The 11,973-nt window shown below is 68.1% G+C and carries 14 protein-coding genes; 7 read left to right on the forward strand and 7 right to left on the reverse strand.

The genetic code is table 11. From position 1 onward, the window contains the following. Both AL346_RS03915 and AL346_RS25520 read right to left on the reverse strand, forming a co-directional pair. The gene (locus AL346_RS03915) at positions 1-564 is read right to left on the reverse strand and encodes a sigma-70 family RNA polymerase sigma factor (RefSeq protein WP_019402881.1); all 564 of its coding nucleotides are present in this window, start codon (positions 562-564) and stop codon (positions 1-3) included. After that, positions 551-853 (reverse strand): NepR family anti-sigma factor, encoded by a 303-nt coding sequence (locus AL346_RS25520; RefSeq protein WP_156332675.1) that lies wholly within the window; start codon positions 851-853, stop codon positions 551-553. Before AL346_RS25520 ends, AL346_RS03915 begins: the two co-directional genes overlap by 14 nt. Positions 854-1,041: 188 nt before the next feature. Between AL346_RS25520 and AL346_RS03925 the strand changes: the two genes are divergently transcribed. The 3 genes from AL346_RS03925 to AL346_RS03935 are packed head-to-tail and all read left to right on the forward strand — an operon-like array spanning position 1,042 to position 2,081. Then, positions 1,042-1,239, forward strand: a complete 198-nt coding sequence (locus AL346_RS03925) for a CsbD family protein (protein WP_019402883.1) — start codon at positions 1,042-1,044, stop codon at positions 1,237-1,239. A 36-nt stretch (positions 1,240-1,275) separates the two neighbouring features. After that, positions 1,276-1,626 carry a YqjD family protein gene (locus tag AL346_RS03930; RefSeq protein WP_019402884.1) on the forward strand — a complete coding sequence of 117 codons (351 nt, stop codon included), beginning with the start codon at positions 1,276-1,278 and terminating at the stop codon, positions 1,624-1,626. Beyond that, positions 1,626-2,081 (forward strand): hypothetical protein, encoded by a 456-nt coding sequence (locus tag AL346_RS03935; RefSeq protein WP_019402885.1) that lies wholly within the window; start codon positions 1,626-1,628, stop codon positions 2,079-2,081. The genes AL346_RS03930 and AL346_RS03935 overlap by 1 nt, the downstream gene beginning before the upstream one ends. A 65-nt stretch (positions 2,082-2,146) precedes the next feature. Here AL346_RS03935 and AL346_RS03940 read toward each other — a convergent pair whose 3' ends face one another. After that, on the reverse strand, positions 2,147-2,962 hold the full coding sequence (locus AL346_RS03940; RefSeq protein WP_026015256.1) for a response regulator: 816 nt from the start codon (positions 2,960-2,962) through the stop codon (positions 2,147-2,149). Positions 2,963-3,156: 194 nt separating this feature from the next. Here AL346_RS03940 and AL346_RS25920 point away from each other — a divergent pair, with 194 nt between their 5' ends. Both AL346_RS25920 and AL346_RS03950 read left to right on the forward strand, forming a co-directional pair. Then, positions 3,157-3,435: a NepR family anti-sigma factor gene (locus AL346_RS25920; protein ID WP_019402887.1), complete on the forward strand. Its 279-nt coding sequence runs from the start codon at positions 3,157-3,159 to the stop codon at positions 3,433-3,435. A gap of 136 nt (positions 3,436-3,571) precedes the next feature. Beyond that, positions 3,572-5,317: a sensor histidine kinase gene (locus AL346_RS03950; protein ID WP_019402888.1), complete on the forward strand. Its 1,746-nt coding sequence runs from the start codon at positions 3,572-3,574 to the stop codon at positions 5,315-5,317. Here the strand turns inward: AL346_RS03950 and AL346_RS03955 are convergent, their stop codons facing one another. From AL346_RS03955 to AL346_RS03970, 4 genes are all read right to left on the reverse strand, one after another. Then, positions 5,318-6,001, reverse strand: a complete 684-nt coding sequence (locus tag AL346_RS03955) for an MOSC domain-containing protein (RefSeq protein WP_019402889.1) — start codon at positions 5,999-6,001, stop codon at positions 5,318-5,320. A 79-nt stretch (positions 6,002-6,080) separates the two neighbouring features. After that, complete coding sequence (locus AL346_RS03960; RefSeq protein ID WP_019402890.1) at positions 6,081-6,599, reverse strand: hypothetical protein; 519 nt, start codon at positions 6,597-6,599, stop codon at positions 6,081-6,083. Positions 6,600-6,711: 112 nt separating this feature from the next. Beyond that, on the reverse strand, positions 6,712-8,007 hold the full coding sequence (locus AL346_RS03965) for a nucleotide sugar dehydrogenase (protein WP_019402891.1): 1,296 nt from the start codon (positions 8,005-8,007) through the stop codon (positions 6,712-6,714). Next, the gene (locus AL346_RS03970; protein ID WP_053193288.1) at positions 7,997-9,013 is read right to left on the reverse strand and encodes an NAD-dependent epimerase; all 1,017 of its coding nucleotides are present in this window, start codon (positions 9,011-9,013) and stop codon (positions 7,997-7,999) included. Before AL346_RS03970 ends, AL346_RS03965 begins: the two co-directional genes overlap by 11 nt. 248 nt (positions 9,014-9,261) lie before the next feature. On the opposite strand from AL346_RS03970, the gene AL346_RS03975 reads away from it, so the two are divergent. Beyond that, positions 9,262-10,887 carry an ABC transporter substrate-binding protein gene (locus tag AL346_RS03975; protein ID WP_040404786.1) on the forward strand — a complete coding sequence of 542 codons (1,626 nt, stop codon included), beginning with the start codon at positions 9,262-9,264 and terminating at the stop codon, positions 10,885-10,887. 7 nt (positions 10,888-10,894) lie between these two features. Continuing rightward, complete coding sequence (locus tag AL346_RS03980; RefSeq protein WP_026015258.1) at positions 10,895-11,962, forward strand: ABC transporter permease; 1,068 nt, start codon at positions 10,895-10,897, stop codon at positions 11,960-11,962. Positions 11,963-11,973: the final 11 nt, after the last annotated feature.

Genomic DNA, 11,973 nt, shown 5'->3' on the forward strand with positions numbered 1-11,973 from the left:
TCAGCCCGCCCGCGCCGTGGGAACCGGCTGGTCCATCACCGCCTGCCATTCGGGATCGGCGCTGAAATCGGCGCCGTTCTCCACGGAGAGGACCTGGGCAAGGCGCGTGCGAGCGCGGTTGATGCGGCTCTTGATGGTGCCGAGCGCGCAGCCGCAGATCTCCGCCGCCTCCTCATAGGACATGCCGGCCGCCCCGACGAGCACGAGCGCCTCGCGCTGGTCGGCCGGCAGGGTCATCAGCGCGGCGCGGAAGTCGCACATGTTCATGTGGTCGAGCTGCGAGGGCGGCATCGCCTGGGCCGCGGCGGCCCGGCCGTCGACATCCTCCACCTCGCGGCTGCGCTTGCGATACTCCGAATAGAAGGCGTTGCGCAGGATCGTATAGAGCCAGGCGACCATATTGGTGCCCTCGGTAAAGGAACCGAGGTTGGCCCAGGCACGGATGAGGGCCTCCTGCACCAGGTCGTCCGCGCGGTCCGGATTGCCGGTGAGTGACATCGCGAAGGCACGCAGGCTGGGGATGGCTTTCAGCAGATCCTGCTTGGTCTTCTCAGTCGGCTGCATCGGCGGCTCCCTGCTGACGATCGAGCGCTTCGAGGAGCTGACGGAAACGGTCCGGCACCGGCTCGTCGAGAACGTCGTCGTACATCGCCCTGAGGCACCGCGTCAGGTGCTCGGGCAACGGCGCAGCAACAGCCGCGTGCGACACAACCACCGCATCGTTCTTGTTTTCAGCCATGACGGATCCGCCGTCTCCATCGCGCATCCGAAGGGCTGCCCGGCTGCCGCCCAGGGCAGCATCACGGCGTCGGTTATGGCCGTCTCCGGCTCTTCCGTCGCTCGTCATGGTCATACCGAGGTCTCCGTAAACGCTGCCACAATCATCATACCGTCCTGTGTTCAATCATCCATCAACGTCGCGCCGGACGAGAAGTTCCCAACGGGGACCGACGGAACCATCGATGTCGCAGGGGCGTTCTTTCCGGGCAAAGCCGCACGGCGCTGCGGCCTGTCGGACATTCCTTGCAAACGGAGGTGGAGATGAACTGGGATCAGGTCGAAGGTAACTGGAAGAAATTCAAGGGCATGGCCCAGCAGCAGTGGGGCAAGCTCACCGATGACGACCTCGACGTCATCGAGGGCAAGCGGACCGAACTCGTCGGCCGTCTCCAGGAGCGCTACGGTTATGCCAAGGACCAGGCCGAACGCGAGATCGACACCTGGCTGAGCCGGCACTGAAAGAGCGTTGAACCCACTGAAAGCGAGGAGGAGAGGATGGCCACCAAGACCGATGGCGGGTCCGCTGAGGCGATTGAGCTGCGCCGGGAGATCGACACCCTCAGGGGCGACATCGGTCGTCTGACCGAGGCCGTCTCCAACCTCCTGCAGCGCGAGCTCGAGGAAACCGGCGAGCGGGTGCGCACGGCAGCCGGCGAGACGATGGACCGCTTCACGGCCACGGCCGAGGAAATCGCCCGGGCAACGCGCGACGCCGCTGCCGATGCCGAGCGCCGGGTGCGTTCCGTCGGCTCCGAAATCGAGCACGGCATCGAACGCAACCCGCTCACGGCAGTGCTGATCGCCGGCGGCATAGGCCTCATCCTCGGCATGATGAGCCGGCGCTGATGGGCGGGCTTCTTTCGCTCGTCACCAGCGCTGCGCGCCGGCAGGTGCAAGAAGGAGCCGCGCGCATCGTGCGCAGCATCGTCCTGTGCCTGCTGGCGGCCTTGTCCCTCGGCATCGGGCTGGTCTTCGCCGCGATCGCCGCTCACCGGTGGCTGGAAGACCTGTATGGGCCGATTGCGGCCCCGTCGATCATCGCCGGGACCTTCGTGCTCGTGGCCATCCTGCTTCTTCTGGGCGCGCGCGCCGGTCGGTATCGGCCCCGCGACGTCGCTGCCCACCCAGCCACTGCCGCCGGCCTGTCGCGGCAGGAAGCGCTCGAAGCCTCCGCTCTGAACGTGGGGCGTGAGCTTGCCCGGTCTCTGGACGGCAAGCAATTGATGCTTGCCGCCCTCATAGCCGGGTTCGTCTCGGGGCGCCTGCTGGAGCGCCCCGGACGATCGAAACGGAAGGATTAGGCATAGCAGGGCGGATCGCCGCCGGGCCCGCGCTTCGCAAGCTCGGGCGCCGGCGGACGACGCGCTCAGCTTGCCGCCGCGACGGGACCTGCCTGGTGCGAGCGTCGGTCGAAGAACAGCGCCTGGCTGATCACCGCCTTCACGGCATCCGGGCTGAACGGCTTGGTGACCAGGAAGGTCGGCTCGGGCCGCGCCCCGGTCAGCAGCCGCTCCGGATAGGCCGTGATGAAGATCACCGGCATCTCCGCCTCGGCGAGGATGTCGTTGACCGCATCGAGGCCGGACGAGCCGTCGGCGAGCTGGATATCGGCGAGCACCAGTCCCGGACGCTGCCGCTTCACGACCTCGAGGGCCTCGCTGTGGGTCCGGGCGACGTCGATGACACGGTGGCCGAGGCTTTCGACCAGCGCCTCGAGGTCCATGGCGATGATGGGCTCGTCCTCGATGATGAGGATGTCGGTCGCCAGCTGCTCGGAGAGCTCCTGGCCGGCCTCGGCGAGAAGCGCCGCCGCCTCGTCCTCGCTGCAGTCGAGGGCCTGGGCGACGTGCGCGGTCGAGAATCCTTCGACCGCGGCGAGAAGGAAGGCGACGCGCGGACGCGGCGTCAGCTGCTCGAGCCGTGTGAAACCTTCATCCTGCGGCTCGGTGTCGATGGCTAGGGGCGCCTCCGCATTGAGCTGGATGGACTGCCACACCCGCAGAAACACGCGATACAGCGCAACGCGCAGGTCGATCTGCCGGTCGAGCGCCGCCGGATCGGCAAGGATCGCCTCCAATGTCGCGACGGCATAGGCATCGCCTCCGCTCTGGCTACCCGCGAGCACGCGCGCGAAGCGGCGCAGATAGGGCAGATGGGGAGCAATCGCTTGAGCGAGGGACATGAACAACCTCTGTTTCGTTGTCGTCGTCTGCACACCGCCATCGCGGTGGGGGCCGACCCGCCACTCACGCGGCGACAGCACCATCATGAGCAAACGAAGTCCATCGAAAAAAGTTCCGGTAGGTCAGGAACAATTTAAAATTCCGCCCATTATCGATGTAGCGGGGCAATGGCAGACGGAACACGAGCAGGCATATGGGCGCAGACAAGGGCGCAAAGGGTGGCGTCACCCAACGGCAGAAGGACACCACGGCCGGCCGCCCCCCGTCCGCGGATAGGGCGGCAGGCGGGGGACGGACTGTCGGCAAGGACATCCAGGCCCAGATCGGCCAGCAGCTGCGTGCCGTCTACGACGACATCCTGCAGCAAGAGGTGCCCGACCGTTTCATGAAGCTGCTTACGGAGCTGGACGCCAGAATTGGCGGGACCGCCTCCGCCCCCGACGAACCGGACGAGGGTGGGGAAAAGCAATGAGGATCGATCGACGTGCTGGCGGTCTCCCCAATGATGGAAGCAGGGCGGCATGAGCGCTTGCCATCCCTGTCCGTGAGGCCGCGAATGGACCCGGTCCATGGCAGCCGCGCCGCATCGATCAGCTGATCGGCGCGCCATGACCATCCTCCGGAATACCGGCACCGGCAGCCCGAACGAAGACCGCCAGGTCCAGGCGATGGAGGGCGTGAGTGGCCTCAGCCGCAGCCTGCGCGGCCGCCTCGTCGCGGCCCTGGCGCTCGTCCTGCTGCCGGCGGCCCTCATCGCCCTCGGCTGGACGGTGGCGCAGAACCGGCAGCTGCGCCAGGAGCGGATCGACGCCGCCACTCAGGCCAATGCCTATGTCGCCGCGCAGATCGACGAGGTACTGCGCGAGGCGCAGCTCGCGGCGGCGGAACTCGAATCCCACCTGGCCAAGGCCGGCGGCGCGCCCGACAGCTGCAGCGCCGCCGCGGCACCGGTCCTCGGCTCCTACCCGGAGCTGACGGCGGTGGCCGTCTTTGCCGGCGATACGTTGCGCTGCGCCTACGGCTTCGATCGCGATGCCCTCGTCGCCCGCGCCAGCGCGACGACCCGGGAGCGGCTGTCCGCCCAGCTCGCGCAGGGGCTCACCGCCGTTCTCGACAGTCCCGTCACGGGCGGCCCGGTGCTGCTCGCGAGTGCGATCGCCGCCGGCAGCGACCGCGATGCCATCGCGATCTTCTCCGTTTCCCACATCATCCTGGAAATCGCCCTGCGTTCGGCCCGGGTGTCGCAGGAGCACGGCTCGGTCGTATTCTCCCCGTCCGACCGGCGCGTCGCCGAATACCGGACCGAGAACATCCCGGCCGACTGGCTGCCCAAGGGCGGCATCACCACCCAGCAGTTCGGCAGCGGATCACACGTCTTCATGGACGAAAGCCGCGGTGGGGAAAGCTACCGCTATTTCGCCACCCGCTCGTCGAGGACGGGGATCACGGTCGTCACCGGCTATCCCTCGGCCGCCTTCTTCAGCAATGAGCAGCGCCAGCTGTGGGGGGCCATCATGCCGCCCGTCATCATGCTGGTGGGCGCGACGATCGGCATCGTCTTCGCCGTCGACCGGCTGGTGCTGCGCTGGCTGCACTATCTCAAGCGCCTGACGAGGGTCTACGGCAGCGGCCGCTTCTCGGTCCGCGCCGTGCGGCTCGTGCATGCGCCGAGCGAGCTCGCGGAGCTCGGCGAGGCCTTCGACAACATGGCCGAGAACATCGCCCAGCACGCCGAGGCGCTGGAGACGGTGGCCGAGGAGAAGTCGCAGCTGCTGCGCGAGCTGCATCACCGGGTCAAGAACAACTTCCAGGTTATCGTCAGCCTGCTCAGCCTGCACAAGCAGGCGCTGCCCGCGGAGCGGCGCGACGACATCCGCTTCATCGAGGACCACGTGCAGGCCATGGCCGTGGCCTATCGCGTCTGCTACGCGCTCGGCGACATCACCGATGCCCCGCTCGCCGAGCTGCTGGACGACATCGTCGACGGCCTGCGCCGTTCGGCGGCCCTGCCGGCCGAACAGGTGCGGATCGAAGTCGCCGCCCGCGACGTCACGGTCGACCTCGACCGCGCCATCGGCATCGGGCTCTACCTTGCGGCGCTGCTGCCGGCCTATCTCGACGAGGCGCGCCGCACGCATCGCGCTGTCGAGCTGACCGCCGTGCGCCGGGAGAGCGGGCTCGTGCTGAGCTGCCGCTTTGCCGACGACGAGCCGGTGGGGTCGCTCAATCCGCTGCGCGAGCGCCTGACCCGCGCCTATGTGCGCCAGCTCGCCGCGCGGCCCCTCGACACCACCTGCGCCAGCGAGCGCAGCATCGAGCTCGCCATGCCGGCGCCGGGGCTGGTACCGGCCTGATCAGCCCTCGCCGAGCCGCCGCGACCAGTCCTCCACCGCCCCGCGCTCCAGCCGCCGGGCGGCCAGCGCCTTCCACGAGGCCGGCAGATGCGGCAGGCGCGCCAGCTCCGCCAGCGCCTCGCGGTCGAGCATGTCGACATAGAGGACGTGGAGCACGCGCGACAGCGGCCATTGCGGCTGCGGCCGCTCGAGGAGGACCATCCGGTCGCCCGACGCGACCATCCCCGGCTCCAGCACCCGGTAGTACCAGCCGGTGCGACCGCTCTCCTGCACGCGACGCGCCATGTCCTTGCGGCCGAAGCGGTGGTTCAGTTTCCAGCAGGGTTGCCGGGCCTGCGAGACCTGAACGAGCGCCGTGCCAACGCGGAAGATATCGTCGATGCACACGTCCGCCTCGACGAGCCCCCGCGTGCGGAGATTCTCGCCGAAGGCCGCCCGGCCGGGCAGGAACGACGACAGGTCGATGCCCTCCCCCGCCCAGGCGTCGTAATGCTCGGCCGGATAATGGTGCACCGCCTTGTCCGGCCCGCCGTGGTTCTTGCGGTCGCCCTGCTCGTCGCCGGCGAGCCCCTCCGCGCGGATCTCGACCGGCGCGTCGAGACGCCGCTTGTCGATGGCGCTCAGGGTGCCCTCGCGCGCATAGGGCACCGCCTTGCCGGCGAAGACGGCTTCGATCGTCACCATCGGCCCGTGTCTCCTCTTCCGCCGGACGTTCTAGCGGCGCGCCGGCCAGGCCGACATGCGCCACGGCGTCGCCACGCGCCTATTCGTCGCCGAACAGCTCGGCGCAGCGCGAGAAGGACAGGCCCGCCCCTTCCGTATCCTTGTTGATGCGCACTGAGGTGATGACGCCCTGCGCATCGGTCGCGATCTGCGCCTCGCAGAACAGGTCGACGCGTCGCGCCGGCTCGACGATCACGGACGTCGGCACCGCGGCGCCGAAGGAGGTCGACGTGGTCCTCGTGCGCGTGACCGTGGTGCCCGGCGCCGGATTGGAAACGGTCGTCACCGTGCGCTGGGAGCGGTTGAGCGGCTGGGTCGCCCCCTGCGTCTGCACCCGGGCCGGCCGCACATAGCTCGTCTCGCCGCCGCGCCAGGTGTAGATCACCCCGCCGCCGTCGAGTTCATAGCTCGAGACCGGCGGACCATTCTCGATGAAGAATGCGTCGGCCGTCTGCCCGATCCACTTGCCCCTGAGCGCCTTGTTGGCCTCTTCCGTCGTCTTGCATCCGGCGACCACGACGCTTGCCGCGAGCGCCAGCGCGATTGCTGCCCACTTCATCCCCGCCCCCCGAATTCTGGCATCAGCCGGCGTCGTTCTTGCCGCCCCGCGACGGAAAGGGCAATAGGGCTTGAAGTATGACGGGAGCGTGGGACGAAGGCTGCGCTCCTCCTCACAGACGCCAGTGCAGGACATCCGCCGGCAGGCACCCGGGCTTGATTGCCGAGCGCACGTCGATCACGACGGCGCCCGGCGCCAGCATCGATGCGATGCGAGCACCCTCATCCGCGAGATAGGCGCCGTGCGGGACGGCGAGCACCGCCGCGTCGAGCGCGTCGAGGGCCCCCCAGTCGGCGAGGGCGACGCCGTAGGCGCGCTCGGCCTCGCGTGCTTCCGCCAGGGCGTCGTGCACCAGCGGGCGGATGCCGTATTCGCCGAGCTCGGCGATGATGTCCGGCACGCGGCTGTTGCGCAGGTCCGGCACGTTCTCCTTGAAGGTGAGGCCGAGGATGGCGACGCGCGCCGTGCGCAGGTCGCGCCCGCGCGCCAGAAGCAGCTTCACCAGCTTCTCGCCGACGAAATGGCCCATCGCGTCGTTGATGCGCCGCCCGGCGAGGATCATCTGCGGGTGGTAGCCGAGCGCCTCGGCCTTGGCGGTGAGGTAGTAGGGATCGACCCCGATGCAATGGCCGCCGACGAGGCCCGGCGAGAAGCGCTGGAAGTTCCACTTCGTCGCCGCCGCGTCGAGCACGTCGCTGGTGGCGATGCCCACCCGGTCGAAGATGAGGGCGAGTTCATTCATCAGCGCGATGTTGAGGTCGCGCTGCGTGTTCTCGATGACCTTCGCCGCCTCCGCCACCTTGATCGACGGCGCCTCGTGGACGCCGGCCCGCACCACCGCGCCGTAGACCGCGGCCACCGTCGCGCGCGTCGCCGGGTCCGAGCCGGAGACGACCTTGGTGATGGTGGTGAAGCGGTGGGCACGGTCGCCCGGGTTGATGCGCTCCGGCGAATAGCCGACCGTGAAGTCGCGCCCGAAGATAAGGCCGCTCTCGGCCTCCAGCACCGGCACGCAGTCCTCCTCGGTCGCGCCGGGATAGACGGTCGATTCGTAGACGACGATGTCGCCCCGCTTCAGCACGCGCCCCACGGTGCGCGAGGCGGCGAGGAGTGGCCTGAGGTCGGGCAGGCGCTCACCCGTGATCGGCGTCGGCACGGTGACGATGTGGAAGTCCGCCTCGCGCAGCGCCTCGGCATCGCCCGTCAGGTGAAGCGACGGCGCCGCCAGTTCCTGCGGCTCGACCTCGCCCGTCCGGTCGATGCCGTCCTTCAGTTCCGCGATCCGGCCCGCGTCGATGTCGAAGGCGATGACGCGATAGCCGCCCGCGGCGAAGGCGCAGGCCACCGGCAGGCCGACATAGCCGAGACCGACGACCGAAATGACCCGGTCTGGCCTGTCAGACACCATAATACTCCCGGTACCAGTCGACGAAGCGGCCGACGCCGGTCTCGACCGAGGTCGAGGGCGCATAGCCGGTATCGCGTGCAAGGGCGCTCGTGTCGGCGAAGGTGGCGGCGACGTCGCCCGGCTGCATCGGCAGCATGTTGCAGAGGGCCCGGCGCCCGAGCTTGTCCTCGAGGACGCGGATGAAGTCCATCAGCGGCACGGGGCTGCCGCGGCCGATGTTGTAGATGCGGAAGGGGGCGATGCCGCTCGCGCCGGGATCGGGGTGCTCCGATGCCGGGTTCCAGGCGCCATCGGGCCGTGCCGGCCGGTCGAACACGCGCACCACGCCCTCGACGATGTCGTCGATATAGGTGAAGTCACGGCGCATGTCGCCGTTGTTGTAGACGTCGATGGCCTCGCCCGAGAGGATGGCGCGCGTGAACTTGAACAGCGCCATGTCCGGCCGCCCCCACGGGCCGTAGACCGTGAAGAAGCGCAGCCCGGTACAGGGCAGGCCGTAGAGATGCGCATAGGAATGCGCCATCACCTCGTTGGCCCGCTTGGTGGCGGCATAGAGGCTCATCGGATGGCCGACGCCGTGCTGCTCCGAAAACGGCAGGGCGGCGTTGGCGCCATAGACGGAGCTCGTCGAGGCGTAGACCAGATGCTCGACGCGCCCTTGCCGGGAGCATTCGAGAATGTTGAGGAAGCCGACGAGATTGCTGCCGACATAGGCATGCGGGTTCTCGACCGAATAGCGCACCCCCGCCTGCGCCGCGAGGTGGATGACCCCGCGTGGCCGATGGCGGGCGAAGACCGCCTCGAGCCCCGGCCGGTCGGCGATGTCGACCCGCGCCTCGACGAAGCCGGCGCGGCCGGCAAGGCGCGCGAGCCGCGCCTCCTTCAGGGCCGGGTCGTAATAGTCGTTCACGATGTCGAGGCCGACCACGGATTCGCCGCGCGCCAGCAGCGCCTCGGCCGTGTGATATCCGATGAACCCGGCCGTGCCGGTGACGAGAATGGTCATATACCTGGCCCGTCCACTCGCCCGCCTGCCGCAGCAGCGGACAGCGCTTCATAGCCGCTGGCGCCGCCTTTGCACAGCCTCGCGGGCATGCCTCTTAGGGACTGCCTCCCGCATGGGCAGCTTGTGCCCTTTCTCCACCCGGGATTGCCCACCGCGCGCTCTTGACGCCCGCCCCTCGTCATGCCCTCGTATGGCGCAAAATGGGGGAACAATCCATGTCCATGACCCGAATGCCCATCCGCACGCCCATGACCGCCGTGAAGAACCTCGTCGCCCGCGGCCTCACCCGCCGTGGCCTCCTGGGCGCCACCGCGGCCGTCCTCATCGCCACCACGAGCCCCGTCGTCCTTGCCGCGACCCCGAAGGACACGCTCGTCCTCGCCTGGGCCATCGACGACATCATCACCCTCGACCCCGCCGAATCCTTCGAGATCAGCGCCGGCGAGATCATGGGCAACACCTATGACCGGCTGGTGCGCTTCGACGTGGCCGATCCCTCCAAGCTCTACGGCGACCTCGCCGAAAGCTGGACGGTCTCTGAAGACGGCAAGACCTATACCTTCAAGCTGAAGCCCGGCCTCAAGTTCGCCTCCGGCAATCCGCTGACGGCCGACGACGTCGCCTTCTCGCTGCAGCGCGCGGTCAAGCTCGACCTGTCGCCGGCCTTCATCCTCACCCAGTTCGGCCTGTCGAAGGACAATGTCGAGGACAAGGTGAAGAAGATCGACGACCTCACCGTCGTGATCGAGACCGACAAGGCCTATGCGCCGACCTTCGTGCTCAACTGCCTCACCGCCAATGTCGCCGCCATCATCGACAAGAAGCTCGTCCTCGAGCACGAGAAGGACGGCGACCTCGGCTATGCCTGGCTGAAGACGAATTATGCCGGCTCGGGCCCGATGAAGATCCGCGACTGGCGCGCCAACGAGATCCTGGCGCTCGAGCGCAACGACAATTACTACGGCGAGAAGGCCAAGCTGCCGCGCGTCATCTACCGCCACGTGAAGGAAAGCGCGACCCAGCGCCTCCTGCTCGAGAAGGGCGACGTCGACATCGCCCGCAACCTCAGCCCGGAAGATCTTGCGGCGGTCGAGAAGAACGCCGACGTCGCCATCACCAACCGGCCCAAGGGCACGATCTACTACATCAGCCTCAACCAGAAGAACCCGACCCTCGCCAAGCCCGAGGTACGCGAGGCGATGAAGTGGCTGGTCGATTACGACGCCATCGGCGAGACGCTGATCAAGGGCATCGGCACCGTCCACCAGACCTTCCTGCCCATGGGCCTGCTCGGCGCCATCGACGAGAAGCCCTACAAGCTCGACGTCGCCAAGGCCAAGGAGCTGCTGGAGAAGGCCGGGCTCAAGGACGGCTTCTCGATCACCATGGACGTGCGCCAGACGCAGCCGGTCGCCGGCATCGCCGAGGCCGTCCAGCGCACCTTCGCCCAGGCCGGCATCAAGCTCGAGATCATCCCCGGCGACGGCAAGCAGACGCTGACCAAGTACCGCGCCCGCAACCACGACCTCTACATCGGCCAGTGGGGCGCCGACTATTGGGACCCCCACACCAACGCCGACACCTTCGCGCGCAACCCGGACAATTCCGACAACGCGGCCTCCAAGCCGCTCGCCTGGCGCAACGCCTGGGACATTCCGGAATTGACCAAGAAGGCCGATGCCGCCGTGCTCGAGCGTGACCCGGCCAAGCGCGTGGAGATGTACACCGAGCTGCAGCGCGACCTGCTGAAGACGAGCCCCTTCGTCATCATCTACCAGATGGTCGAGACCGCGGGCGTGCGGAAGAACGTCGAAGGTTTCGTCCTCGGCTCCACCTCCGACTCGACCTACGTCTTCAGGGTTTCCAAGAACTGAGGCCCGCATGGCACTCGCGGGTTCCGCCAGAGCGGGCGGGCGCAGACGCGCCCGCCTGCGTTCCACGGCCATGGCCGTCGCGCGCTTTCTCGTCGTCGTCGCGCTGACCTATCTCGGCCTCCTCGCCGTCACCTTCTTCATCGGCCGCGTCATTCCCGTCGATCCGGTGCTCGCCATCGTCGGCGACCGGGCGCCCTCGCATGTCGTCGAGCGCGTGCGCGAGGAACTCGGCCTCAACCTGCCGCTCTACCAGCAGTTCGTCATCTATGTCGGCAAGGCGCTGACGGGCGATTTCGGCATCTCCGTGCTGACGTCGAACCCGGTGATGACCGACATCCGCCGCGTCTTCCCCGCGACGCTGGAACTCGCCACGCTCGGAACGCTCATCGGCGCCCTCCTCGGCGTGCCGCTCGGCGTCCTTGCGGCGGTGCGGCGCGGCAGCTTCCTCGACCAGATCGTGCGCGTCATCGGCCTCGTCGGCTATTCGGTGCCGATCTTCTGGCTGGGGCTGATGGCGCTGCTCGTCTTCTATGCCCGCCTCGGCTGGGTGGAAGGGCCCGGCCGCATCGACGTCGTCTACGAATACACCGTGACGCCCGTCACGGGCATCCTGCTGCTCGACACGGCCATGCAGGGCGAGTGGGAGGCGTTCCGCAACGTCTTCGGCCATCTCATCCTGCCGGCATCGCTGCTCGGCTATTTCTCGATGGCCTACATCAGCCGTATGACGCGCTCCTTCATGCTGACGGAGCTCGGCCAGGAATATGTCGTGGCGGCAAGGGCCAAGGGCCTGTCGGAGCGCACGATCATCTGGCGCCATGCGCTACGCAACGCGCTGGTGCCGCTCGTCACGGTCATCGCCCTGTCCTACGCCAACCTGCTCGAAGGCTCGGTGCTGACGGAGACCGTGTTCTCCTGGCCGGGCCTCGGCCTCTACATCACCGATTCGCTGCAGAACGCGGACATGAACGCCGTCCTCGGCGGTACCATCGTCGTCGGCTCGGTCTTCATCGGCCTCAACCTGTTGTCCGACCTGCTCTACCGCGTCCTCGACCCCAGAACCCGAGCCCGATAGCGGACCCGCGC

This window comes from Chelatococcus sp. CO-6 (genome assembly GCF_001271345.1).
Lineage (GTDB): Bacteria > Pseudomonadota > Alphaproteobacteria > Rhizobiales > Beijerinckiaceae > Chelatococcus_A > Chelatococcus_A caeni.

Bases quoted from the DNA above. Each gene is read 5' to 3' on its own strand.
- AL346_RS03915 (WP_019402881.1), bottom strand. From the start codon at position 564: ATGCAGCCGACTGAGAAGACCAAGCAGGATCTGCTGAAAGCCATCCCC.
- AL346_RS25520 (WP_156332675.1), bottom strand. From the start codon at position 853: ATGACCATGACGAGCGACGGAAGAGCCGGAGACGGCCATAACCGACGC.
- AL346_RS03925 (WP_019402883.1), top strand. From the start codon at position 1,042: ATGAACTGGGATCAGGTCGAAGGTAACTGGAAGAAATTCAAGGGCATG.
- AL346_RS03930 (WP_019402884.1), top strand. From the start codon at position 1,276: ATGGCCACCAAGACCGATGGCGGGTCCGCTGAGGCGATTGAGCTGCGC.
- AL346_RS03935 (WP_019402885.1), top strand. From the start codon at position 1,626: ATGGGCGGGCTTCTTTCGCTCGTCACCAGCGCTGCGCGCCGGCAGGTG.
- AL346_RS03940 (WP_026015256.1), bottom strand. From the start codon at position 2,962: ATGTCCCTCGCTCAAGCGATTGCTCCCCATCTGCCCTATCTGCGCCGC.
- AL346_RS25920 (WP_019402887.1), top strand. From the start codon at position 3,157: ATGGGCGCAGACAAGGGCGCAAAGGGTGGCGTCACCCAACGGCAGAAG.
- AL346_RS03950 (WP_019402888.1), top strand. From the start codon at position 3,572: ATGACCATCCTCCGGAATACCGGCACCGGCAGCCCGAACGAAGACCGC.
- AL346_RS03955 (WP_019402889.1), bottom strand. From the start codon at position 6,001: ATGGTGACGATCGAAGCCGTCTTCGCCGGCAAGGCGGTGCCCTATGCG.
- AL346_RS03960 (WP_019402890.1), bottom strand. From the start codon at position 6,599: ATGAAGTGGGCAGCAATCGCGCTGGCGCTCGCGGCAAGCGTCGTGGTC.
- AL346_RS03965 (WP_019402891.1), bottom strand. From the start codon at position 8,007: ATGGTGTCTGACAGGCCAGACCGGGTCATTTCGGTCGTCGGTCTCGGC.
- AL346_RS03970 (WP_053193288.1), bottom strand. From the start codon at position 9,013: ATGACCATTCTCGTCACCGGCACGGCCGGGTTCATCGGATATCACACG.
- AL346_RS03975 (WP_040404786.1), top strand. From the start codon at position 9,262: ATGACCGCCGTGAAGAACCTCGTCGCCCGCGGCCTCACCCGCCGTGGC.
- AL346_RS03980 (WP_026015258.1), top strand. From the start codon at position 10,895: ATGGCACTCGCGGGTTCCGCCAGAGCGGGCGGGCGCAGACGCGCCCGC.